Source organism: Cohnella soli (assembly GCF_042655525.1).
GTDB lineage: Bacteria > Bacillota > Bacilli > Paenibacillales > Paenibacillaceae > Cohnella > Cohnella soli.
Map to the genome: position 1 here is coordinate 701,358 of NZ_JBHSMI010000067.1, position 25,126 is coordinate 726,483.

Annotated in this window: 18 protein-coding genes; all 18 read right to left on the minus strand. The window is 53.2% G+C overall.

What is annotated here, in order from left to right; all coding sequences use genetic code 11:
* Nucleotides 1-7 precede the first annotated feature (7 nt).
* Nucleotides 8-1,189, minus strand: a complete 1,182-nt coding sequence (locus ACFPOF_RS32450; protein WP_378140152.1) for a response regulator — start codon at nt 1,187-1,189, stop codon at nt 8-10.
* On the minus strand, nt 1,170-2,948 hold the full coding sequence (locus tag ACFPOF_RS32455; protein WP_378140154.1) for a cache domain-containing sensor histidine kinase: 1,779 nt from the start codon (nt 2,946-2,948) through the stop codon (nt 1,170-1,172). Before ACFPOF_RS32455 ends, ACFPOF_RS32450 begins: the two co-directional genes overlap by 20 nt.
* 9 nt (nt 2,949-2,957) lie before the next feature.
* Nucleotides 2,958-3,779 carry a carbohydrate ABC transporter permease gene (locus ACFPOF_RS32460; protein ID WP_378140156.1) on the minus strand — a complete coding sequence of 274 codons (822 nt, stop codon included), beginning with the start codon at nt 3,777-3,779 and terminating at the stop codon, nt 2,958-2,960.
* Between the two features lie 15 nt (nt 3,780-3,794).
* Nucleotides 3,795-4,688, minus strand: a complete 894-nt coding sequence (locus tag ACFPOF_RS32465) for a carbohydrate ABC transporter permease (RefSeq protein WP_378140158.1) — start codon at nt 4,686-4,688, stop codon at nt 3,795-3,797.
* 65 nt (nt 4,689-4,753) lie between these two features.
* A complete protein-coding gene (locus ACFPOF_RS32470) occupies nt 4,754-6,097 on the minus strand; it encodes an extracellular solute-binding protein (protein ID WP_378140160.1) in 1,344 nt (447 codons plus the stop codon).
* Nucleotides 6,098-6,161: 64 nt separating this feature from the next.
* Nucleotides 6,162-7,274, minus strand: coding sequence for a Gfo/Idh/MocA family protein (locus tag ACFPOF_RS32475; protein WP_378140162.1), 1,113 nt, complete (start codon nt 7,272-7,274; stop codon nt 6,162-6,164).
* A gap of 25 nt (nt 7,275-7,299) precedes the next feature.
* Nucleotides 7,300-8,151 (minus strand): sugar phosphate isomerase/epimerase family protein, encoded by an 852-nt coding sequence (locus tag ACFPOF_RS32480; protein ID WP_378140164.1) that lies wholly within the window; start codon nt 8,149-8,151, stop codon nt 7,300-7,302.
* Nucleotides 8,152-8,464: 313 nt separating this feature from the next.
* Nucleotides 8,465-9,667, minus strand: a complete 1,203-nt coding sequence (locus ACFPOF_RS32485; RefSeq protein WP_378140166.1) for a response regulator transcription factor — start codon at nt 9,665-9,667, stop codon at nt 8,465-8,467.
* Complete coding sequence (locus ACFPOF_RS32490) at nt 9,627-11,402, minus strand: cache domain-containing sensor histidine kinase (protein WP_378140168.1); 1,776 nt, start codon at nt 11,400-11,402, stop codon at nt 9,627-9,629. Before ACFPOF_RS32490 ends, ACFPOF_RS32485 begins: the two co-directional genes overlap by 41 nt.
* 158 nt (nt 11,403-11,560) lie before the next feature.
* Nucleotides 11,561-13,291: an amylo-alpha-1,6-glucosidase gene (locus tag ACFPOF_RS32495; RefSeq protein WP_378140170.1), complete on the minus strand. Its 1,731-nt coding sequence runs from the start codon at nt 13,289-13,291 to the stop codon at nt 11,561-11,563.
* A gap of 172 nt (nt 13,292-13,463) precedes the next feature.
* Nucleotides 13,464-14,288 carry a hypothetical protein gene (locus tag ACFPOF_RS32500; RefSeq protein WP_378140172.1) on the minus strand — a complete coding sequence of 275 codons (825 nt, stop codon included), beginning with the start codon at nt 14,286-14,288 and terminating at the stop codon, nt 13,464-13,466.
* Nucleotides 14,289-14,324: 36 nt separating this feature from the next.
* The gene (locus tag ACFPOF_RS32505) at nt 14,325-16,052 is read right to left on the minus strand and encodes a polysaccharide deacetylase family protein (protein WP_378140174.1); all 1,728 of its coding nucleotides are present in this window, start codon (nt 16,050-16,052) and stop codon (nt 14,325-14,327) included.
* Nucleotides 16,053-16,068: 16 nt separating this feature from the next.
* On the minus strand, nt 16,069-17,067 hold the full coding sequence (locus ACFPOF_RS32510) for a zinc-dependent alcohol dehydrogenase (RefSeq protein WP_378140176.1): 999 nt from the start codon (nt 17,065-17,067) through the stop codon (nt 16,069-16,071).
* 40 nt (nt 17,068-17,107) lie between these two features.
* Complete coding sequence (locus ACFPOF_RS32515; RefSeq protein ID WP_378140178.1) at nt 17,108-20,788, minus strand: RCC1 domain-containing protein; 3,681 nt, start codon at nt 20,786-20,788, stop codon at nt 17,108-17,110.
* 46 nt (nt 20,789-20,834) lie between these two features.
* Complete coding sequence (locus ACFPOF_RS32520) at nt 20,835-21,650, minus strand: hypothetical protein (protein WP_378140180.1); 816 nt, start codon at nt 21,648-21,650, stop codon at nt 20,835-20,837.
* Between the two features lie 25 nt (nt 21,651-21,675).
* The gene (locus tag ACFPOF_RS32525) at nt 21,676-22,359 is read right to left on the minus strand and encodes a carbohydrate ABC transporter permease (RefSeq protein WP_378140182.1); all 684 of its coding nucleotides are present in this window, start codon (nt 22,357-22,359) and stop codon (nt 21,676-21,678) included.
* Between the two features lie 180 nt (nt 22,360-22,539).
* Nucleotides 22,540-23,409, minus strand: a complete 870-nt coding sequence (locus ACFPOF_RS32530; protein WP_378140183.1) for a carbohydrate ABC transporter permease — start codon at nt 23,407-23,409, stop codon at nt 22,540-22,542.
* Nucleotides 23,410-23,546: 137 nt separating this feature from the next.
* A complete protein-coding gene (locus ACFPOF_RS32535) occupies nt 23,547-24,929 on the minus strand; it encodes an ABC transporter substrate-binding protein (protein ID WP_378140185.1) in 1,383 nt (460 codons plus the stop codon).
* Nucleotides 24,930-25,126: the final 197 nt, after the last annotated feature.

The window sequence follows — 25,126 nt, forward strand, 5'->3', positions numbered from 1 at the left end:
GTCCGATTCACGCCTCCCCTTGTTGATGTTGCTGACGATACTCCGTCGGAGTCGTCTGATAGGTTTTGCGAAACACTTGCGTGAAATGGCGGATATCCTGGAACCCCGCACGATAAGCGACCTCGGTTACTTTCAACTGTGTATGCCGCAGCAGCTCCGCCGCTTTGTCCATGCGCAGCCGGGTCACGTATTCTTTGTAGCCTTGGCCTGTCTTCGTCTTGAACAGTTGGCTGAAATAGGCCGCGTTCAAATAGACGGCCGCTGCCACCTTCTCCAGAGACAGCTCTTCCCGGTAATGCTCCTGAATGTACTGGATCGCGATCGGAATGACGCTTGTAGGGCTCTCCTCCGCATGCCTACCCTCATCCTCCGCGCCCCGCGCGGCGGACGGGCTGCGCATCCCCCGAATAACGGCGGGGATGTCTCGCAAATCGTTCATCGGCTTGCTGGATTGAATATCGAAGCCGCATTTCAGACAGCGGTCAAGCATCATCTTCAACTCGCTGACGAAAGCCTCGGACTTCTCTTTCGTCGCCAGCAAACCAACGATCGTACGTCCGTCCAGACTGAACACGAACCCTTGCTCTTTGGCCGCGACCATCTCCGTCATAATATTTTCCGATATAAAATGATACAAAGAGGCTTCCTTATGTTCATGCAATTCGATCATGATCAGATGGAAGTCGGCGTAACGCTCGGCCAGCTGCGACAGATCGAGCGAGCCGATATCAAGCCCATTCGCGAACCGCTGAAAGACCGCTTCTCTCAACAGATGCAAGTTGCGAGCCAGCAGCTTCTCGCCCGACAGCAGCGCCTCCTCCTGCTTGATTTCTTCGCTTAATCGCGCGAGCAGCTCGATCAGCTTCGGTTTGCCGATCGGCTTCAGCAAATAATCGCGCGCGCCTTGGCGAATCGCTTCCTGAGCGAACTGAAAGTCGGAATGAGCGGAAAGGACGATCCAGTGGATTCGTTTGTACAACGCTTTGCCGGCAGCGATCAATTCCAGCCCCGTCATGCCGTTCATCATAATATCCGCGATCACGATGTCGATCGATGTTTCTCGCAGCGTATCCAGCGCCTGCTCCCCGGATTCGGCCGTCCACACCTTCATCGACAGGAGCGATGACTCGATCGTGCGCTTTAACCCTTCGCGAATATGGATTTCATCGTCAACGATCAGAATGTTCATCGCGGATCCGTCCTTTCGGCATGACGATCGTTACTGTCGTGCCTTCTCCTGGTTCGCTGCGTATACGTAAGCCGTAACGAGGCCCGAAACGAAGGGCAAGCCTGGCGTGCACGTTGCTGAGCCCTATGCTTTTCCCATGCTCGCTTCCCCGGTCAAGATTGGCCGTCACGCGGCGGACAATCGCCTCGTCCATCCCTACGCCTTTGTCCATGACGTGAACGAGCAATTGATTGCCTTCATCTTCGACTTCGATGCGGATTGCCGCTTGGCTTCTATCCTTCAGCTTGTCCAGCCCATGGATGACGGCATTCTCGACAATCGGCTGCAAAATCAGCTTCGGCACCGGCGAATCGAGGAACGGCTCCGGCACATTCACCGTGAAGTCCAATTTCCCGCCCAGCCTCGTCTTGATAATGAGCAAGTAGTGATCTGCCTGCTCCAGCTCTTCGCGTAACGTGACTAGCCCGGCATTCTCCCAATCGCTGCTGTAACGGAACATATGGGATAAGGAGAGCACGACATCGCCGAGCTTGCCGCGCTCGCGGTCGTCGTCGACCATCCAGTAGATCATGTCGAGCGTATTAAACAAAAAATGAGGATTGATCTGGGATTGCAGCGCGGTAAGCTGTGCGTTCTTCTCGCTCGCCGTCGCGACGCGCACGCGCTCCAGCAGTTCATGAACGCGCTGTACCATACGGTTGAAGCCCGCCACCAGCACGTTGATTTCGTCGAACGACTTCATTTTCATCGTGTCCAAGTTCCCATGCTCGACGCGCTTCATCTCCCTGGTCACCCGCTTGATCGGACGGGAAATCAGATTCGACACTGTAAACGCTAGAATGGCGGACAACGTCACAAGCAAAGTTAGCATGACGAGAAAATATCTTTTGGTCGCGTACAGCTCCAGGGAAAGATCCGATTTCGGCGTAATTCCGATCAGGCGCCAGTCGGCTTTCTGAAGGTCGGAGGTCACAACCATCTCTTTCGCATTCGTCTGTAAGCCAGGCGACGTATCCGTCACCGGATTCAAGTCGTCAATATCCAGCTTGCGCTGAAGCAGCGCAACATCCTCGGCCACGACGGCAACATTGCTGCGGTCGACCAAATACTGGCGGCTATTGGTGGTAATATGCAGATGGGTCACCATATTGATGATGCCTGCCGGCTTCATTTCGACGACAACAATGCCGATCGGTTTCGTCTGAAGGACATCGTACATTTTTTTGCCGAAGGCGAAGACGGGCTCGGCTTCGCCTTTGTCAAGAATGGAACGCGGCATAACGCCGAACCATACGATCTCTCCGGAGGTGTGCGTCAACCGCTCATACCAATCCCGCTTGGCATAATCGGCGTCGATCAGTTGCGTGCCCCGCTGCCCGTAGCTGTAAGCAGCTCCGGAATCGCTGAGAACATAGATCCCCTCAATATCTTGCCATGCGTAAAAAATAGCTCCAAGCGCGTTATTGATCATTCTTTCGTTAATGGTCCGCAGCGCGCCGTTCGTTTCCTTCTGTCCCACGCGTCTTTGAATATCGGAATTGCCGGCGATCGACTTCGCGAGACCTTCGTAGCCATTCAGCAGCAGATCGACCGCTTGTCCCGCTTGCGATACGTTCTTAAGGGCAACGTCTCCGACTCTCGCGTTAACCTGATCCGCCGAGCGCTGATAATACAGCGCCGACATCAAAGTCAACAGAACGAGCGAGCACAGAAAAAACAGCACGAACATACGGAAACGCAAGGAGTTTAGCTTGACCATGGAAGATTCCTACCCTTTGACGGCCCCGGCAACCATGCCTTTGGCGATTTTTTCGGATAGCAGGAAATAGACCAGAATGACCGGAAGGGATGCCAGTACCAAATACGCGCCGATCGCACCGAAATTCGTCGTGAACTTCCCGACGAAGCTGTATACGCCGAAAGGCAGCGTCTTCAAGCTGTCCGTCGAAATAAAAGTTGCAGCCATAATATACTCATTCCAAGTCGGAATAAACGTCAAAATCGTAACGGTCATCAGCGGCGGTACGGCTAGCGGGACGATGATGCTTAGAAACGTCCGGTTGACGGAAGCGCCGTCGATGGACGCCGATTCTTCCATTTCGCGCGGTATCGACTTAAAGAAGGTCGCCAGAACGAATACGGCAATCGGCAATGCGAAAGCAACATAAGGCAGCAATAGCGAAATATAAGAGTCCAAAATGCGTATTTTCTTGAATACGACAACGAGCGGCAGCAGCGTCGACTGCAGCGGAATCATCATTCCGATGATAAAGATCAGCAGCACCGGATTGCCCCACTTCCAGTCGAAGCGGGCGATCGCATAAGCGACCATGGAAGCAAGCAATAAGGTGAACAGCACGGTTACTGCCGTAACGAAGACGCTATTCGTAAAATATTGCCCGTAGTTGCCCGTATAGATCGCATCGTGATAGTTGCTCCACTTCAGCGCCTTGGGGAACTTCAGGATGCCGCCGGACAAAATTTCCTCGTTCGATTTCAGCGAATAGAGCAGCAACCATACGAGCGGATACACTTGCGTGACCAGCAATGCGGACAACACAAGCCACATGAACTTTCTTCCGATTTTCATCACTTTCGTCCCCCCTTACGACAGCGCATTTTTCTCGGAGCGTCTAAACATCAGATTGAGTACCAGCGTCGCGATGAGGCATTGCGCAACAAGTATGACCGAAAGCGCGCTTCCATAACCGTACTGCATGGACAGAAATGTTTTGTTGTACATGTAAGAAGAAATGACTTCCGTCGCATGTCCCGGCCCGCCGCCCGTGACGACCATGACCATGTCGAGGGCGTTCAAGGAACCGATAACGGCGAGAACGACGCAGATTTTGATGACCGGTACGGCAAGCGGAAGCGTAATGTACCAGTCAGCCTTGAGCCCTTCCGCTCCATCGATCCGCGCTGCTTCGTAAATGTCGCTCGGAATATTTTGCACGCCCGTAAACAGGATCAGGATGTTGTAGCCGAGATATTGCCAGATGGCGATAAAAATAAGCGCGTACATCGCCGTATCCGGTTCGCTCAGCCAACCGTGCGTCCAGTTGCCGAGACCGACCTGCTTCAGAACGGAGTTGAGAAGCCCGCCGAACGACAGCGGATTATAAATGTTTTTCCACAATTGGCCCACGATCACGACGGATAAAATGACCGGAACAAAGTAGGCGGAAACGAGAAAGTTAGAACGTCTCACGTATCGGCTGAGCACAACGGCGACCCAAAGCGCGAAGACGATCTCGGCGACCGAGAACAGGGCGAACTTCCACGAGTTGGCCATGGCCGGCCAGAATACCCGGTCCTTGGTCAGAATCATCGTGTAATTGTGCAAGCCGACCCATTTAGCCCCGCCGATGCCGTTCCACTTCATCATGGAATAATAAACGGAGACGATGACCGGCACGATCACGACCGCCAGAAATAATGCCAGACAGGGCAGCACGTATAAGGCGATCGTTCTTTTCGGTACTTTCATGACGCTCATGATGCTTTCCTCCCGGAAGAGAGAAGGGAACCGGCAAACCCGATTCCCCGCTCGTTTCTCTTATGTTACGGGTTGTTGATCTCGAAATCGTTCTGATGCTCCTTCGCTACCTCTTCCGCATTCGTGTCGGAAACAAACAGATTTTGCACGGCGTTCAAATGCGTCTGGGTCGTCGTCGGATCGATCGTATTGTCGAAGGCGAGATCTCCGCCCGTCACCGTCTTGAACAATCCAAGCACGTCGATGGCCGCTTGCGAGTACCCCGCCGCCTTGAAGTCGCCGTCCACGTTTTGCGCCAAGCCTACGCCGCCCTTAAGCTCGAACATCGTTTTCGGGAAATTCGTCATATAGAAGTGCAGGAAATCCTTCGCTTCGGCCATATGTTTGCTCGCTGCCGATACGACGTAGGAGTTGCCCGGCGAAAGCATGAATTGACCGACGTCCCCTTTGCCGTCTACCGTCGGGAACGAGAAGACGCCAACTTTGTCCTTGATCGAAGACGATTCAATCGAACCGGAATCCCATGAAGCGGAGAAGTACATCGCCGCCTTGCCGGTCAGGAACAAGTTCATCGCCGTGGCGTAATCGACGGAAGGAGCGCCTTCTTCGAAACCTTTCGCTTTAACGAACTCTTTGAACTTGTTAATCGATTGTACGAAGGCGGGATCGGTGAACTGTTTTTTCTTCTCCAGTACGTCTTTCAGGAAACCGGGGCCCGATTCGCGCAGCAAAATATTCATCAGGAAAAACGAGCCCGTCCACGTTTCCTTCTCGCCGATCGTCATCGGGACAATGCCCTTCGCGTTGAATTTCGCGGCGCTCGCGACCAACTCTTCGTACGTCTTCGGCACTTCTACGCCTGCTTCTTTGAACAAGTCCTTGTTGTAATAGATGTAGGCAATGTCCAGTTGCTCCGGCAACCCGTACGTGTGGCCGTTGAACGTATAATTGTTCAGCAAGTCTTTCTTGAACGTGTCCCTAAGCCCGTCTTTGTCCAAAATGTCGTCGAGCGGAGCAAGCAAATCTTCGTCGACGAACGGCTTCATCTGGGCGCCCGGATTCAAGCTTGTAATGTCCGGTATTTCGTTGGACGCCGCTTGCGTCTTCAGCTTCAGCTTCTGCTGATCGGTCGGAAGCGCATCGATCGTGAACGTAATATTCGGGTGCGCCGCCGTATACTCGGCAACGAGCTTCCTTAACGTCTTTAAGTTCGGATTCGCTTCGTCCGCATACGGCGTCTGTACGGACAGCGTAATTTTTTTGCCGCCTGTACTTCCGCTGCCGCTTGGGGCGGATGCACTTCCGTTCGGCTGCCCGCCTTCCCCGTTGGAAGAACCGCATGCGGATAAGGATGCCGTTGCAACTGCGCCGACAAGAAGAAAAGATGCAATCCGTTTCGCTTGAGCCATGTTGGAATCCCGCCTTTTGGAGAAATGTTGTGATATTGCCGCTGTTACTGCCGTCGTCTATGCTTCAATCGACTCGTGTTTTCGTGCTGAATCTATAGCCGTCCATTGGAAGCGGCTCTGGCTGCGCGCACGTACTGGCGACGTCGTAATGCCGACCTTCGTTCGACGAGATTTCGAACCCGTGCATCGCTTCGAGGACATGGTACGCCAGCTCGCCGTTCGCACGATGAGACTGCTTGCTTGCAATGCCATGCGCCATGTCCAGCAGCCCAAGACCTCTATGGTTGCCGGTAAAGCCGTATACCATCGGAATTTCTTTGAACTCCGGCCAATCGTGTCGTTTCACTAGAATCGGACCGCCAAAATCGTTCGGATCGGGCACGATCATCGTCCCGTGAGTCCCGTATATTTCGATGTGCGGCAATTTCGAGCCCCATACGTCGAAGCTGGTGATCATCGTGCACACCGCGCCGCTATGGAAATCAAGAAGCCCCGCGGTATGGGTAGGCGTCTGTACTTGTATTTTGTCCCCATAATGGTAATCGTTCGTGATCATTCTCTCGGGGTACGTGATCCGCGTCGATCCGGATACCCGACGAATCGGACCGAGCAAATGAACAAGCGCGGTTAAGTAGTACGGCCCCATGTCGAACAGAGGACCCGCGCCTTTCTGATACAGAAAACCCGGATTAGGGTGCCAGCTTTCCGGTCCTTCGGACATCATGAAAGCGGTTGCGCCGATCGGTTCGCCAATCCATCGATCGTCGATCAGCTTCCGGCATGTTTGAAGGCTGCCGCCAAGGAACGTGTCCGGTGCGCATCCGACCGCCAAACCTTTCTCCCGTGCTAGCGACAAGATTCGCTTGCCGTCTTCGAGATTTAACGCGAGCGGCTTCTCCCCGTAACTGTGCTTGCCTGCTTCCAGCGCCCGAAGATGAATGTCCGCATGCGCCGCGGGAATCGTTAAGTTAAGCACGATGTCGATGTCGGGATCGGCCAACAGCTCGTCCGCTCCGCACGCTTTAGGAACGCCGTACAAAGCCGCTTGTTCTTTCGCCCTCTCGAGATTCAAATCCGCGCACGCGACCACCTCAAGCATGTGAAAACGTTTCAAGTTCGTAAAGTAAATCGAACTGATGTTGCCGCATCCGATAATGCCGACTTTGAATTTACTCATCGCGTTGCTTCGCCTCCTAATGTGCCTAATCTGCCATCTGCCATAACTTGCTGAAGTTCATATAACTGCGCTCTACGCTGTCTAAAGCCGGCATTCTCGTCATATCCTGTTCGACGAATACGTATTTCGCGAAGCCGAGCTTGCGCACTTCATCCAAAATGTCGCGAATATTCATCACGCCGTCGCCGATCTCCGTGAAATCGTCCACTTTCCATAGCTCGGAGAAGCGTTCTTCTGTAATGATTTCATCCTTACGGAGGATCTCGAACATATTGACCGGATTCGTCGTCGCAGGGATATCCTTTTGATGCAACAGATCGCAGCGGCTGCCCAACTTGCGAAGATATTCAATCGGGTCAACGCCGCCCCTTAACGCCCAGTACGTATCCAGCTCGATCTTGACGAGATTTTCATCCGTCGTATTCAGCAGCCGATCCATAATCGTCTGACCGTCCATCGGTTGAAACTCATGGAAATGATTATGGAAGTAGAAGTCCATGTCATTGTTGCGGCAAATCTCGCCCCACTTGTTCATGTTACAGCTCAAATCCTGCACATCCCGTAAACTCGAGAAGAAATGGATTGGATACACAATCGCAGTGCTTCCGACTGTTTCGTTAAAAGCAATGATTCTATCCCAATTGTCGTTGTCGAGCGGATACACGTGGGTTGATACAGCTTTCATGCCGAGGCGATCAAGCTGAATGCGCAGCTTGTCAGCCGTTAATCCGCCTGTCAGTATGTCCCCGCCGTCATTCGCGACCGCCAACTCCAAATTCTTGTATCCAATTGCGGCAAGCCGCTCGAGCGTTCCGATAATATCTTTGTCCCATTGTTCCCGGACAGAGTAAGCTTGAAGACCGATTTGCGCGTTCATCCGGATGATCCTCCCTGCTTCCGCCTCTTGTTCTGCGGTGTCCTCATTATCTCTCGGGTCCGAAATGCGGAACATACATAAACTTTGTATCGTTGTTTGATTTCTTTGGATGTTGGCAAGCCGAACCCGTCGCCAGTTTCAGAAAGAGAAGGGTGCAAAATGTGACAATGGGGAGGCTACTGGGGCGAATTCGTGGCTCATTGCTGCAAAATGTGACTATGGGGAGGTGGACCCAAAAAGAGCAATAGCGGCGTGGGAATCTCCCCCACACCGCTATTTTTCAAACATTTATTCTCAAATGAGCTGTCTAGAGTCATTCCGTTCTGGACACGCCGTCTTTTTGTTCCGCGCGATAGCGGCTTGGCGTCTCGCCCGTGCAGCGCTTGAACCACTTGCTGAAATATTTGCTGTCTCCCAGCCCCGTCCGTTCCGCAATTTCCTGCATCGTCAGCGAAGTATCTTTCAGCAGGCCGGTCGCAAGCTTCAGCTTGCGTTTATATTGAAAGGCGACGTAACTGTGCCCGACCGTCTTCTTGAACAGGATGGAAAAATGGCTGCGGCTGAGCCCGACCTGACCCGCAACGTCGCTGACAGACCATTCGGCTGCGGGATTGTCGTACAGCAGCTTCACCGCTTTCCAGATCGGCTCCGGCCAATCGCCCGGCGTCACGCCGTAAGTTTTCTCCAGCTCCGCGTCCCGATGCATCGACTCGATCGCCCGAAGCCTGCCTTCCGTATCGCTGATCGGCCCTTTCTTCGTCCATTGCAGCTTCGGGTACGCGCTTTTTTTCTCGACGAGCCAGCTATCCGCCGCTTCCTTGAATGATTCGGGAAGTAGCCAATAGTGGCGTTCATCGCCGAATGGAACAATCGCGCCTTGTTTTAGCAACGACTCGTTATTCGAATCCGCCTGCAGCTCAGGCCAAGTGACATTGTCCGCGGATGTTTTGATTAAATAGACGTAGACCGGTTCGCCGCCCCATGACCATTTTTCCCGGCTTAGCTTCTCCATCTCTTGCTTAAACTTGTCGCTATGACCGCTTAGCCAAGCATACAGCATCGTGCCGATTCGCTCGTCGTCCGCTTCCGCATCCGAAGCACGCTCCTGCTCCTTCGACGGAGGCGCACACAATTCGTCCCGGAACTTCTCAAGCATCCCTTCCAGCTCATCGTCTTCGAAGGCGGTTTTTAGCAAGTAGCCGGATGCGCCGAGTTTCAGCCCCTCCTTGGCATATTCGAAATCGCGATGGCAGCTGAGCAGCACGATTTTGGTGTCGGGAGCTTCCAGCTTCACTTTGCGCGACAGCTCGATGCCGTCCATCTCGGGCATAACGATATCGGTAATGACGATTTCGGGGCGATGGACAAGAAACGCCTCCCACGCTTTGCGCCCGTTCGGAGCGTCCGCCACGACTTCCATACCGTACTCGCTCCACGGAACGGTCGCGCGGAGTCCTTTGCGCACGATGCTTTCGTCATCCGCGATCAACACTTTGATCGTTCTCGTCGTTTCCATTTCCCTCCTCCTCCTTCTTCGGCCATTGAACGAGAATCGTCGTCCCTTCCCCTTCGACTGATTTTACATTTAATCCGTATTGTTGCCCGAAATGCAGCTTGAACTTCTGGTCCACGTTTTGCATCCCTAGGCCCCCTCTGCCCTTGCGCTTGACGCCAGGCTTGAAGAGCTTGTTCAGTTTCTCCGGCGGAATGCCTGCACCATTGTCCGCGAGAGTAAGCTTCAGCAAGCTGCCTTCTTCTTCGACCGTCAGACAGATACGGCCTTCCCCATCCTCGAACCCGTGGAAAAAAATATTTTCGAACAACGGTTGCAGCGTCATCCTCGGAATCAAGTAACGTTTCAACGATTCGTCGCATACGAGCTCGAACCCGAATACAGACCCGTAACGCACTTCCTGTATTTTCAGAAAATGCTCGATCATCCGTAGCTCCCTGCCAAGGGGAACGAGTTCTTGCGTAATATCCAGATTGCCTTCGAGCACCATCGTCAGGTGATACAGCATCTCGCGAATGTCTTCGGCACCTTGGAGCTTTGCCTTCCATTGGATCGAGTTGAGCGTATTGAACAGCAGGTGAGGATTGATCTGATAGTGAAATGCCTTCAGCTCTGCTTCTTTCTTCAGCCGCTCGTTCCTTTCGACTTCCTGAATGAGTGACTGAATTCCGCCCACCATATTATTGAAGCTCATGTCGAGGCTGCCTAGCTCGTCGTTCGTTTCCACTTTCGTGCGCGTATGAAGCTTGCCGAAGCTGACCTTCTGCATCGAATCCTTCAGCCGCCGAATACGCGCCGTGAATCTCGACGAGAACAAGTAAGCGAGACCGAAAGCGAACAAACACGACGCAAGCGCGACGACGATCGTGTTCGAGCGGATGATACTTGAAGAGCGATAGAACGCGTTCGACGACAGCCTCGCTTCGATCGTCCAGTCGTTAGGCTCCAATCGCCTCGTCCAGACGATATCGCTGTCGTGCGGAGCGAACTCTGCTTGCGTCTCGTAGACGACACGCCCTGTCGAATCCGCGATGCGCAGATGGGCTCTTGTATCGTTCTCGAACAATCGGAACATTTCAAGCAGCGGCTCCGCATCCTCTTCGATCAATATTTTACTCCCCCGCAGCGCACCGTATGGATTATTAATCGGAACGGCCAAACCGAGCACGGGCATTAGCGGCTCCGTCGTCGCATCCTTACTGTCCATCATGTGATCTTGCGGATAGAAGCCAAGCCAATATTCGCCCGTATACGAATCCGGCATCGCGCGCCAAGTCGGAATGCGGTCAAGCTTCCTGACGTCGAGATCGTTGTTGCCATAGTAGTATCCCGAACGAGTAATAATATAGATGCCGGATGTTCTACCTGTCTTAAGCGCTTTCAGGAAATCCTCCAAATCGTTTTTGTCCATAATTTCTTTATAGGTTGTCGGAATGCCTTCGCCGAGACCTACTCTCGCCGGATCGAGCAGGTAGGAATAGATCGTTTCCGTCGTCTGGTTCATCCGATTCAAATACGTGCTCGTCTGCTGATCCAGTTGCGCCACCGCATTCTGTCCGTATTTGCCGAATTGGGAGTTGACCGTCTTCGCCGATTGATAATAAGAAAGAGCGCCAAGCGACAGTAGCGGAATGATCGTCACGATCAGAAAACAAACAAGCAGCTTCGTGCGAATACTGCGAAAGGAACCGGACAGTAGACGGGAGGAAATTCGCTTGATCGAATGAATAACGTTCATGGCAGCTCCCCCTTGTCCGCGAATCGGAATTGTTGTACAAGCAGTGTAGCATAAACGAAATTCAGCGCACAATTCGAGTAAAAGCGGCATTAGAAACGGGAAAAGCACTTCTCCCGCAGCCTTTGTCGGCTTGCCTGGAGAAGCGCATGGATTATCGTTTATACCTTGTCGTGATACTCGTGGGCTAAGATCAGATAAACGCTGGATGTCCAAGTGAACGCCCGATCCCTTAGCCCTGCGCCGGTCAGTGCGTCGAAGTTCTCTGCCATACCGCTGCGGGAAAGCATCGCGCAGAACCGGCGGGCAACTTCTTGGGCCAGTTCGCGATCGCCGGCCGAGTCGACGCCGTCAACGAGCAACATGGTCGACGGCGCCCAGATCGGCCCGCGCCAATAGCCGTCGTCCTTGTAGTACGGGCTGTTGATGTTCTCGGTCGCCCACCCGTTCGCCGTTAGGAAGCGATTCTCATCTCGCAGCCCGTTCAGCAGCGCGTTGCGGATGTCGTCCGGCAGCCGCTTGCCAAGCAGAATCGGTACGAACAGAAGCAAGCTGTCACCTTGAGACGTTTCGTGCGTGCCGGAACGGCATGCGACGAAACGGCCATCCTTCCAGAAGTGAGCGAGCATCTTCTCTAGCGTGCCCGCCGCAAGCCGCCGCCATCCTGCGGCCTCTTCGGACAATCCGAGCTGATCCGCAATGTCCGCCAGCACTTCCGCTTGCACGATCAAGTAAGCGGTCAAATCCGGGCTTTCGATCGGAATGCCGTTATTAAAGGCGGTGCTGTTGTCCCAGCCGGAATCGTTGCCATGGTTGTATTGCGGAATGCCGTCCCTGTCGTCGTCCCGATAACGGAACCACCAATTCGTCCATTTCGACAGTGGGCCATAGACTTCGCGAAGCTGCTGCTCGCCGATGAAATCCGTCCGCTCCATCATCCAGCGAAGCGTCCAGCCATGAATCGGCGGCTTGTTGCAATTCCAAAGCTCGAACTTGTCGTTGATAAAATCCGGCAGAAGCCCGCTCTCGTCCTGGCGGTCGAAGAAAATCATAAATTGATCCCAGGCCAGCTTCGGATCATGTCTTACGAGCGCCATCGCGTTAAAGCAGTGGTCCCAGCTCCAGATGTTGGTCATCCAGTTCTTGGACATATACATCGCCGGACGCGTTAGATGACCTTCGGCAGGTACAAGGCAGCTCCACGTAATGTATGCCGCGAGCTCCCGCCCGGCTTGCAACTGTTCGGGAGCGCTCAGCGAACGGGAGAGCCATTCGGCGAACTCCGCTTTCACCCGCGCGACGGCGTCATCGAACGACTCCCATTCGTTTCTTGGCACCATTACCGTCCGGAACTCCTCGATCGCGAAGTCCGCAACACCCGAATCGGCATCCGGCAAGAAGTCGGCGATGACATAAGAGCTCTTGATCGCATCCCACGGCACTTCCGTCTTCAGTTCTCCTTCGAGCGCCGTCAGCATAAACCGGCATTCGTGCGTAAAGCTGTTCACTTCCCAACGATTATCGGCGGCTTTATAAGCGTAGTCGTATGCAGCGGTCCGGAACGTGAGCCGAATACCGCAGCCGCTCGTCCGGAAGCGCGCCACACCACGTTCAGGCAGGCAAATTTCTGCCCATACATTAGCGTCTATGCTAGCGTCCTGGCCTGGCGATGTCAGCCGGATGCGCTCCGGAGAAGCGATCGCCTCGAACGGGATCGGTTGTTTCTCATTGTCGATCAGCTCAATGCGGAATGCTTCACCGAACTTATCGTCTCCTCCGCGCACCGTCCGCAAATACAAGCCTTCTATTCTATCTTTCGCCGCAGACAGCAAGGAAATCGCCAGAAACGATTCTCTTCTGCTGAACGGAACAATATTTAAATCGAAGTTCATCGGCATGCCCTCCCGTTACAGTATGCGCTTTCATTGTAACGAAACCGGACAAACGAGAAAACCGACGGTTGTTCTCGTCGGTTCGCGTTAATGTCGGATAGGTAAGCCCGTCGCTTCGGGTGGTGTCCGTTTGTTCGATTGTTTTCCCCTTTTTGTTCGATCGTCCATTACATTATCGTATAAGCGCCAGCATCTGCACGACCGGCCTTCCGTCGCCGCTCAGCTTAATTTCGCGGCTGCGAAGCTGCGACGAGCCGTCGCCGTCTAGGAAAATGCCGTTCTCAAGCCGCCCCTCTCCGATCTGCTCGACGATCGCTTCGCGGAAGTCGGCCAGCGTCCCCTTCGTCGTGCCGACGATCAAGTACAAATTGCCATCCGCATCATAAACCGCCGCGGAGCGCAGCCGATCTTCGAACGGATACGGCGCATTCTCCGCAGCGATCCGCTCTAGCCATAGATCGTCCCGGTCCAGGCTCATGCTGATCCCGCCTTGCGCCCAATAGCGCAGCCGGTCCGTTACCGCCAGTTCTTTCGTCGCGCCCGCGATTTGTACCGTCAATCGATCCGTCGCCCCGTCCCAAACAAGCGTGCCGCGGGCATATTTGACATTGGTGGATCCATCGCCATACGTTCCCGCCACTTCATTAACCGGCTTATCATTCACGACGGCGATGCTCAGCAGCGCTTGCTGGTAGAAGAAACCGCCGTTCACGCCGTAATAGGGAGAGATGGACACATTGTTGTCGATCTCTTGCAGCGTTACGTTAGACGGCCTTGTCCGCAAGACGTGCATCTCCATGCCATTGGAAGCGACGAAACGCGTGTAGACATAATCTCTCGGCATGTTCAGTTCTTCGTCCTTAGGCTTACCCGAACCGCCGCGCGTCGCGTACACAAGCAAGACGATAAGGATTGCCGCTAGGGCGATGACGCCTAACGCAATTTGCCGTCCGTAGGGTTTACGATTTTCAACTACCTGATCATCAACTGCATTCATGGGAAGTCGGGCCTCAAATTCTTTTTTCTTTCATTATTACCTTGCAGTGGCCTCCGTCGTCAACTTGTTCGCGTTCGATTCAGCCGATAGCGTTACTTTCCTGCACGGGATGCCGTATTTAAAATGCGTCTCTTCTGCATCGCCAAGTTGGTTACGAAAAATTGGAATCCAGACGACAGCATTAGCGGCAATTCCCGGATTTGTACTCAGGACGCTGCCGTCCGCCGCGATTCCTTCGATTGCGATCTGGCGTCTTGCTCTGACCCAATCATTGATCTGTCGACTCGTCCAGAACGTAAATCCCGCTTTCATCCCTTCTTCGATGACTTTGATCATCGCTTCTCGCACGTTCGGCTGCTGTAAAATATGAACCGGATGGAATAAGAAATGCGCGACCCCTCGTACTTTCTTTACTCCAGCGAGAAAAGGGGCGATCACACTGCTGTCAGCCAATGTAGGATAATTAAGATCTTGCGTCAGAAATCCGATTTCAAGAACCGAATACATTCGATTCCGTTGATCGAACCACGAGATTGGAAAATAGGGATGGCACGTTCCGAAAATAAAGCCGATATTCCCTTTCTTGCTCGGCCCCCTAGTCTGATCGACGGCAATGCCATATCGTTCGCACCAATCGAACAACTCGCCCCATCCTTCGAATCGCGTATAGTGATTTTTATTGGATGCCGCTTGGGAAGAGCCCGTTGCCGATTGGAACCATTCGAGCTGGCTGACGAAGTCCTGCTCGGACCAATGACCGTTATCCTGCTGCAGTGCATTATAATGAAGAGCCAGCTCATGTCCATCCCTGCGAATGCTGTCGTGCACATTCGACGAGTAGCCCGGCTCAATCATGCACCAAGTCGATTGTACCCCATGGTCTTTTAAGATTTGCAACGTGATCTGCGCGGATTCATCGATATTATGATCACTGTCATGCGAGATCGTGGCAATCTGTTCGATACCGTCCGGCCAATAATCAACGAACGGGAGCGCTGATCCTTGTGCGTAGGCGACGTGTACAAGGCGTCCCGCGAATGCTTGTTTCCACATGTCCGCGTAAGGATAGGCAAAATAACCCATCCCCGTCTCGGTCGATAACCGATCGTATTCCCAATCCTGCTGAATGTCGTCGTCCGCTTTAAGAATCCAATCATCGACAGCCCCCGTAAGATCTGGAGCCGGCCAACCGTCCGTAACGACAGGCGCTTTGCCTTGCTGCAGTCTGACGATCGTCGCCGGCAGATCGAATGCCCACCGATCCAAGCGGCCTGCGCCTATTTGAAAGCTTTGCAGGGCAGAACCGCATGCCTCTCCATCCGGTTTAGAGTGAAGAAGCGAACCAATCAGCTCGCTCGGGAACTCCGTAGAACGAATTTTTTCCCAAGGTCGAAGCTCAAAGCAACGAATGGCCGCGTCGTCGAACCACGATTCATGAAGGTCGGCATAACCCACCGCAACTTCTCTCATCGGCCTGAAGCCTAATTGACCTGCCAGAGTCGTAAGCCCGCCAAAGGAGATAATCGTTCCGCCTTGAAGCATGAACGCCCACAGTAACGCCACATCCTCTTTCCGTTCGCTCGCCAAGGCTACAATCACGATATCGAACGCATCGCGTTTCATTTGCTCCGATCGAGACAGCTTTGCATATGTGAAGCCCGAATGCGCCAGCATCTCGTGAATGTAGTTTTGAAAAACGTTTACTCCGTGCCGGTGCCTGAAAGCCTCGGCTTCTTGGTCTATCCACACTCCGATGCGAGCCATCTTCTGCCCCTCCTATTTATGCGTAAGACAATACGGCTCCGAGCATCTCGCCCGGCGAATGGCGATAGAGCTCATATAACTCTTCGGCACGGTCGAACGGCAATTCATGACGGATGAGAGGGCTCATATTTAACTTGCCATTTGCCAACAAACGAATAAACTCTGCCATATTGCGACCTTCGGTCCAGCGGACATACCCTATGGGATAATCGACGCCTTCCCTTTCGTAATTTAAATCATACCTCCCCGCACCGCCGGCTCTGGAAATGAGCACCTGTATTTCCTTGGCAAACATCTCATTGCGATTAAAGGTTGTCGCGATGTCGCCTACCACAACGACTTTCCCGCGATCTCGCAACCAACCGATCGCCTTGTCGATGATGCCCGGATTAGAGCCTCCTGCGCATAGGAGCACCGCATCGAAGCCATGTAATCCAAGCTCTCCAACAGCCATTGCCCTTTCCAGTTCGGCGAAACTCTCATACACAGACTCGACGCCTCCGGCCCGCATCGCTTCGCACCGGGTAGACAATACATCCACCGCGCCTACCCGATAACCGGCCGCTTCCGCGATTTGTCCGATCAATTGGCCCAATACCCCTAGTCCGATGACGGCTACCGTTTCCCCGAACTGCAAATCCGCTTGCCTTAAAGCATGGATGGCGATCGCCCCCAGTCCAACGAGAGATGCCTCTTGGGAAGCTACCGAGTCGCCGATCGGCACGCACAAATGTTTAGGAACTGCCAACTTCTGAGCATGCCGAACGTAGGGAGCGCCATAACATGCTACTCGATCCCCGATTCTCACATGGTCAACACCGTCCCCGACCGCTCTAACGACTCCCATTGCGCTATATCCTAGAGGAATCGCTCCCGGCTTGGCTTGAAGAATCAATTCCGTACCGGGACTAATCGCGGAATATAAGGTTTCGACGAGCACGAAATTCGACTGAATGATCGGCTCGTCGATGTCCTCAATGGCGACTCTCCCTTCTCTGGATACGAGTAATTTCATGCTTGCCCCTCTCCCTCGGCACTTCGTAAGTCACGACTTCCTATCTGGTGAATTTGAAAGCGGTCGTAGAGTACGCGCCGCCTTCGACCCGCATAATCTGACTGATCCCCGTCGCCTGCACGGGCGCGTTGCGATTCGTTGTCGTGCCGTCTCCCAGTTGGCCGTAGCTGTTATCGCCCCAAGCCCATACGGAACCGCTATTGTAAGTGACCGCTAAGCTATGGTATAGTCCTGCTCCAATCGTTTTTACATTGGTCAGATTAATCACTTGCGTCGGCGCTGTCCGATCGGTAGTCGTTCCGTCTCCGAGTTGGCCTTTGTCGTTAGCTCCCCACGCAAACACCGTTCCGTTCGTCTTCAAAGCCAAGCTGTAATAACCGCCGGCGGCGATCGCCGTGACCTTATTCAGGCCCGCCACTTGTGCGGGTACTTTGCGATTGAGGGTCGAACCGTCGCCCAGTTGCCCGCTGTTGTTATAGCCCCATGTCCACACCGTTCCGTCTTTTTTCAAAGCCATGCTATGTCCCACGCTCGCATCGATAGCCTCGACATTGGACATGCCCGTTACTTGCACGGGTGTGACTCTATTCGTCGTGCTATTGTCGCCGAGCTGGCCGGCCGTGTTTGAACCCCAAGCCCAAATCGTCCCATCCGATTTCAATGCAAAGCTATGGAACCCTCCCGCCGCGATCGCGACGATATTGCTTAAAGAGGTAATCTGAACGGGACTGCTACGGTTCGTCGTCGTGCCGTCTCCAAGTTGTCCGCTGTTGTTATAGCCCCAGCTCCATACCGTACCATCCGATTTGAGCGCCAGACTGTGGTAATGCCCGGCTTTCACCGAGATGACGTTCGTCAAGCCGCTCACGGCAACGGGTGCGGAACGGTCCGTCGTCGTACCGTCGCCGACCTGCCCGTAAACGTTATTTCCCCAGGCGGATACTGTGCCGTCCGCATTTAATTCGACCCCGTGGTATTCCCCAGAGGAAATTTGAGTCGCCCCCTGCAAAGTCAAAGCGGCTGGCGTCGAATGCGCACTCGTCGTACCGTCGCCCAGTTGTCCGGAAACGTTATTGCCCCATGTCCATATTTTCCCTTTCGTTGCGGCAATACGGGCAAACTCGTTAAAGTGAGCTAAAGGCGCAAGTGAAGGCACGGATGGCTGCGTAGCAAACAGCTTTCGGGACATATGAAATATTCTGTCGTCCCATGGTGCGGTTTTCATCCATTGCGTAGCGAAAACCTCCTGAATCGCGGGAGCAATTCCGCCCGAGCCGTCAACCGCGAAGTTCAGCTTCGGCATGCCGCTTCCGTCGTAAGTCAGCACGTTTCGCGTAAACGTATTGGCAAACCGCTGCATGTCTTTCTCATCGAATACAATGCCATTATCGTAAGCCAACACGGCAAAATCCACTTCTATTGCGGCATAAGGAATTTTGTTGACATCCTTGTCCGCCGTCCAGCAAGCGCTGTATTCATGATTGATAGTCGTGCCTGCTCTTTCGTCCCAGCCGTTATATGTCGCGCTTTGCGTCGGATAGTACTTCCATACGTAAGCGTCTCTCACGTCATCCCAAGTTAAGTCATTCTTGTACCGGTTCGCCATTCTTGTCGCTTTATTTAAAGCTTCGGCTTGGCGCGGGCCGGGAATCTGCGACAATTCCACAAACGTTTTGCCGAGGCTGAGATAATGATTGAATTGGTTTTCCGAGCCGTCGACGAACATGGGAGCGCCCTTCGGATAAATATACCAGCCTTCGTTATTGGTATTTTCCACCCATTGGTAATCGTGTGAGGATGCCGCATCCCAAGCAGCCTGGAAGTACCGATCTGCCGCTGCTTTATAGGTCGGGTTTCCGTTTAATGCCGGCGTACTGTAAACGACTCGCGCAAACGTGGCCATCGGGTACGTCAACAAGCCGGTATGCACCGGGAAGCTCATGCGAAGCGGCACAAAGCTCGCCAAACCGCTCACCGGATTTCGACTTGGGAGCGAAGAAGTCGAGCCCAGGTCCTTGACGGAGATTCCGTTCGTCAAGCCGTCGAACGAGCAATGGGCTCCCGCCCTTACTTTGGTCACGACATAATTCGGACTCGCCGGGTCCATCGTAAGGTTATCGAACACGTCCGAACGTTCCATATTGGTAAAGACGACGGGAGTACCGATATTAATCAGGCTATTGTTGCCTAGCTGTCCGTAATCGTTCTTCCCCCATGAAACAGCCCTGTAATCGTTCATAATCGCCATGTTATGCTGTTTCCCTGCCGCTATGGCATTCGCGGTCAATCCGCTAACTTGGACTCGGGTCAATCGCTGCGTCGTCGTGCCGTCGCCAAGCTGACCTACATCGTTCGCCCCCCAAGACCACACTGTCTTGTCGGCTTTCAGAGCCACGCTATGGTACCCGCCGGCGGCAACTTGAGTCACTCCCCCGAGCGAGCTGACTTGTACGGGAGTGCTCGCGGAGCCTGTCGTTCCGTCGCCTAATTGTCCGTTCCCATTTAAGCCCCAGCTCCAAACCGTACCATCGTTCTTCACTGCCAGGCTGTGGCCCAAACCGCCGGATACGCCGGTAACGTTAGATAAGGCGCTGACTTGCACAGGCGTCAAACGATCTATAGTAGTTCCATCGCCTAATTGCCCGAATGGATTGGACCCCCAAGCCCATACCGTGCCGTCGGATTTCAAGGCCAGACTGTGGTACCCGCCGGCAGCAATCGCAATAACACCGGTTAATGCGTCCACTTGCACGGGGACCGATCGATTGACGAGCGAATGATCCCCAAGCTGTCCGCTATTGTTATAGCCCCAGCTCCACACGGTTCCATCCGACTTGAGAGCCAGGTTGTGGTAGTAACCGGAGGCAATTTGCTTCACGTTCGACAGGCCAACGACTTTGACAGCGCTCGAGCGGTTAGTCGTCGTCCCGTCTCCCAATTGCCCGTAGGCGTTGTATCCCCAGCTCAATACGGTCCCATTCGTTTTCAGAGCCAAGCTATGGAATTCTCCGGCTGAAACAGTCTTGGCGACATCGAGCACATTATAGTAATCGATAACGCCGTCCGCAGGATATGGAATGCTTTGGTTTGAAGTACCGAACGCCAATTGACCGTAATAGTTATTGCCCGCGTTCCATACCCTTCCGGTTGAATTCGCGGCCACGGAATGAAGACCCCCCGCGGCGATCGAGTCGACCCGGGTATACGCCTCCAGCTTAAACGTACCCGGATTCGTTCCGGGCGAAACTTTCAATTCATTCTCCGAAGCATCGAAGAGAAGAGAGCTTCTCACTTCCAGGGTAGGCACTCCGTTGGCGTCCAGCAGCGTAGTTGTGCCCGAGGTAAACCGCGTAGCGGCCGGCCATGTAGGCTGAGACAGCCCGCGGTAATCGCTTTTCCCGCGCACCGAATCTCTTAAATTCAGAACTTGATCCGCTTGAGCAATAAACTTGTTCAAATACGCGGTATCCCCGTGCTGCTTATACATCGATATATAAGAGGCAAGAGTGGGGCCTTCTACCCAAGCTAAGCTGCTTGTCCCTTCATCGTTCGGCGATATGCTGCCATTCCCGCCATTAAAGGAAGCATCAACCGCATCAAACGAGGATTTCGCAGTCACATCATAATTAAGCGCATACGCCGACGGAGAAAATGGAGCCAACCAGATTGAAATCACGAAAACGGATAACACAAAGCTAACGTATCTGACTGACCTGTTCATCAATCAATCGCCTCGTTTCATAGAATTATTCGTATCGTCATTCGATCTAACGGTTTTGCGACAACGCTGAAACGATATCCCCCTGCCGATAAACGAACCCGAAAAACAAGGATACGCTCCAAAGCGACAGCTCCTTCGCTTCTTCCCGCCGCGCGGTCTCCTTGTTCTCGACAGCGGTTACCGCTTCAGGAATAACCGAACAAAGGAGCCCGTGCCGCCGCATGTCGATCATGCCTCCCGGGTTCATCAAGATGCAGGCGTTCACTGCGAAACCGGTATAAATCAAATGGTTGATGCCTTGCTCCCGGCATAACGCGAACAATTGTCCCGATGTAGCGGCAACCCCTTCGTCTCCCAACGGCTTCATCGTCTCGGGAATATCAAGTCGGGCGAATCCAGCTTGAATGTCCACCGCATTATGCGTACCCGGGAACGCTTGCGCTTGATGAAAGGCTTGCAGGCTCGCAAGCGATTCGTCAACCGGAATCCTTTCCGGTTCCGGGTCCGCCTCCCCCGCCAGCTGTACCGCCCTCATATAGCCGGGATACTTCTTGTAGTAGTCGCCGATCGGTTCTACGACATGAAATACGGCCATCCCCGCGTCGCGGCAAACACCGAGCAGCTCTGGCAACTCCTTGTCGCAAATGGCATTGGCCCTCGGAATAAATTCGACCGCCCGATGCCAGCCCGGAAATTGTTCTCGTGTCCCGAAATCCCATGCATGCATAACGACCACCGCCGTACGGGACAAGTCAAGCTCAAGATCGGCCTGGCTCCATCCCCCGTAACCTTCCCCCGGGACATCAAGCGTGAAATCCGCGTCATAATGCCTGTAATAACCCGTCGGCACCTTGATCTTCAATGCTCTTCACCTCCTGGGAGCTCCCCTATCCTTTTACGGCACCGATCGTAATCCCCTTGACGAAGAACCGCTGAAACGCCACGAACAAGATAACGACAGGCGCCATCGTCCACGTTGCTCCAGCCAGCACGAGGCCATAGTCGACATTCTGCAATTGCATGGAAGCAAGGCCTACCTGCAATGTCCGCATATTCCTCGATTCCGTCGCCAGCAGCGGCCAAAGGAAGTCGTTCCACTGCGTAATGAAGCCGAAAATCGCGACAATTGCCAGCACGGGCATGGACACTGGCAAAATGACACTCCAGAAAATGCGCCACTCCGAACAACCGTCGATTTTCGCCGCGGAAATCAGTTCTCCCGGTATCGTCTGCATAAATTGCTTGGTCAAAAACACGGCAAACGGCGAAACGAGAATCGGCAACAAAAGCGCCCAATACGAGTTAAGCAGCCCCATATCGCGCATCTGCATGAACAGCGGCACCATAATGACCTGCGTAGACGTCATCATAATGCTGACGATCGCCCAGAAGAGCACTTGCTTGCCGGGAAACTCTTTCTTGGCAAACGCATAACCCGCCATAGAGCAAAGAATAACGTTGCCCAGCATACCGCCTATCGCAACGATCAAACTATTGGACGTCCATACCCAAATGAGCTTATCCGCCGTCAGTTTCTCGAAATTAGCAAGCGTAAAGTGTGCCCAGGACAAATCCGGGGGCGTCTGAATGGCTGATGTAGATTGCTTGAACGACTGCAGCACCATCCAATAGAAAGGAAACAGCAGCGCGATTGCCGTAACGGCGAGCAGAATGAAGCTTACGATTTGAAATCCTTTAATGCTGCGGATGGAACTCCCCTCCCATTCTCCGTATCCTGATCGATGTCCTCATCAATACTCTAAATCTCCGGCCATCGTGCGGAACTGGAATATGGCGATAACCATGACGATGAGGAGCAGCACGACTGCCTGCGCGGAAGCAACGCCGAAATCGAACTTCTTGAACGCATTCTCGTAAATCAGAAATCCTAACGTCGTCGTTGCCCGGTTCGGCCCGCCCGATGTCAGCATGTAGACAGGTGCAAATACCTGGAACGATCCGACCGTGTTAACTACGATTAAATAGGTGAGCGTCGGCTTTAGCATCGGCAGCTTGATGCGGACCGTTTCTTGCCAGAAGGTCGCCCCGTCAATACGGGCCGCTTCCTGATAATCTTTCGGAATGCCGCCGAGCGACGTGACCAGAATCAAAATGTTCGAGCCTTGCGAGACGGCAATCGTCATCAGCATAATCGAAATAAGCGCAACCTTCGGATCGCCTAACCACATCACAGGGGCGATTCCCGCCGAATCCAGCAAATAATTAAGCAAACCGAACGACGGATGATACAGCCATAGCCACAATATCGAAACGATAACGATCGGCGCCACGCTAGGCAAATAAAACGCGGCCTTAAATATCGATTGAACCTTTTCCTTAAAAGGATCGATCATGAACGCGGCCAATAACGATAGCAAAAGTCCCGCCACAACCGTAATGACCGTAAATTGCGCAGTAATGGAGGTGGATTTCCAAAAGACCGAATCGCTGAGAACCTTCTCGTAATTACTCAGTCCGACCCATTCATAACCGGAAATCGTCCACTTCTGAAAGCTCAGTTGAAAACCTTTGAATATAGGCATAAACATGAATGCCGCGAACAGCGCGCAAGACGGAAGCAAAAACAAATATCCCGGCAATGCGTTTCGAAAACGGTACATCCTTCTCACCTCGATGGCTTACTCTCGATTGTTGCTTGCCCGGCCATCCGTGACGGCAATCCAGCCAACAAGTTGGATGGCAAAGCTCTTGGCCAATTGCCGTCGTCTTTTTGAACCGAGCTTACTTCTACGTTGCGTTATCTCAATTTTTCCTGCAGCGTCTTGTCCAAATCGGCTATGGAAACGTCAACCGTCTTGCCACCGGTCAGCATCGCTTGCAATTCTTTCTCCCAATCGCCGACGTCAACAAGACCGAACGAGCGGGAAAATAACGAATTCCCGTATTTGGACAGCTCGTCGAAATACGTCATGACCGGATCTCCCTCGTAAAGATTCCCCGAAGAATTACGCGCTGGAAACGTGCCGATCTGCTTCACGATCTTCGAATTCTCGCTATTCGTGATGAACCGGCCGAATTCCATGACCAGCTTTTTCTTTTCTTCGTCTTCCTGTTTGAACACGATGAACCCGCCTACGTTGTTCCAGGCTGCAGTCGGTTGGCCCTCGCCGTGAGGCGGCGCCACAAAACCGATTTCGAAAGGTTTCGGTGCCTTCTTCGCTTCCTCAAGCAGGAATGGCGCATCCGGCATCATCGCGATCTGTTGATTCAGGAACATTTCCTTGGCGTTCATGGCGCTAATGCCCGCTCCTCCCGGAGGCGCTACCTTGTACTTATTCGCGAGATCGATCGTGAATTGAACGCCGTCAGTAAACTTCTTATCCGTTATCGTCACCGCATCGAACGATTCGTTAACGATGTTGCCCCCATTCGCCAAACCGTTCAAGTACATATAGAAAGGTGCGTCTTTTCCCCAAACCGCCGTTCCGTATACGTCCGGCTTGCTCCCATTGCTGCGACTGAATGTCGTCGCTTGTGCCGCCTTAAGGAACTCATCGAACGTCCAATCGCGAAGCGGACGATCCATCGGCAGCAGATTCGTCGCATTGCGTTCCTTGAACAAATCCAGATTGACGGCTACGCCGGACACCATCTTCAGCCAAGGCCACATATACGTGTTGTCCCCGTATTTTATCGCTCCTTTGACTGCGTCCGAATAATCGTCCCAGTCGCTCTGTGTCAAGAACGGATCAATCGGTTCTAACACCCCCATCTTGCCGTATTTCGTAACTCCGCCAAAGTTATTGATCGTGTAAACCAGATCGGGCGGCGATCCTGCGGCTACGGATACATCGATTTTTTCCGTTCCCCCGGCCCAATCCAGCAGTTCAACGGAAATGTTCGCATTCGGGTGTTGTTGTTTGAACTGACGCGCGTATTCTTTGGCCCAGTCATCGGGATTGCCATTGCCATCCCCGTTGATGCCATTCATCATCGGGTAAATCCAGAGCTTAATGGGGATCTCTTTTTGGTTACCCGAAGAATTGGTAGCGCTTTCAGATGGATTGGCCGAAGAAGCTTTCGGAGAGTTAGCCGCCCCCTTATCCGAATCTTTGCCGCAAGCCGAAAGAAGCATGACCAGTGCCATAGCAGTTGCTACGAAAATTGACCTTTTACGCATATTCAATAACCCCTCTCGATTGTCGTTTGCCTCGCTTGTATTCATGACCACCCTGCTAATGCTTTCCATCCCTTGCTAACTATAGTTGTTTCGCCCTCCTCTTTACCTATATTTGCTCTTCAACTTTCACACAGGATGTGGTAAAATTCATGTAGATCAAGTAGGGAATATGTACCGTACCTGTACCCTTTATGTTA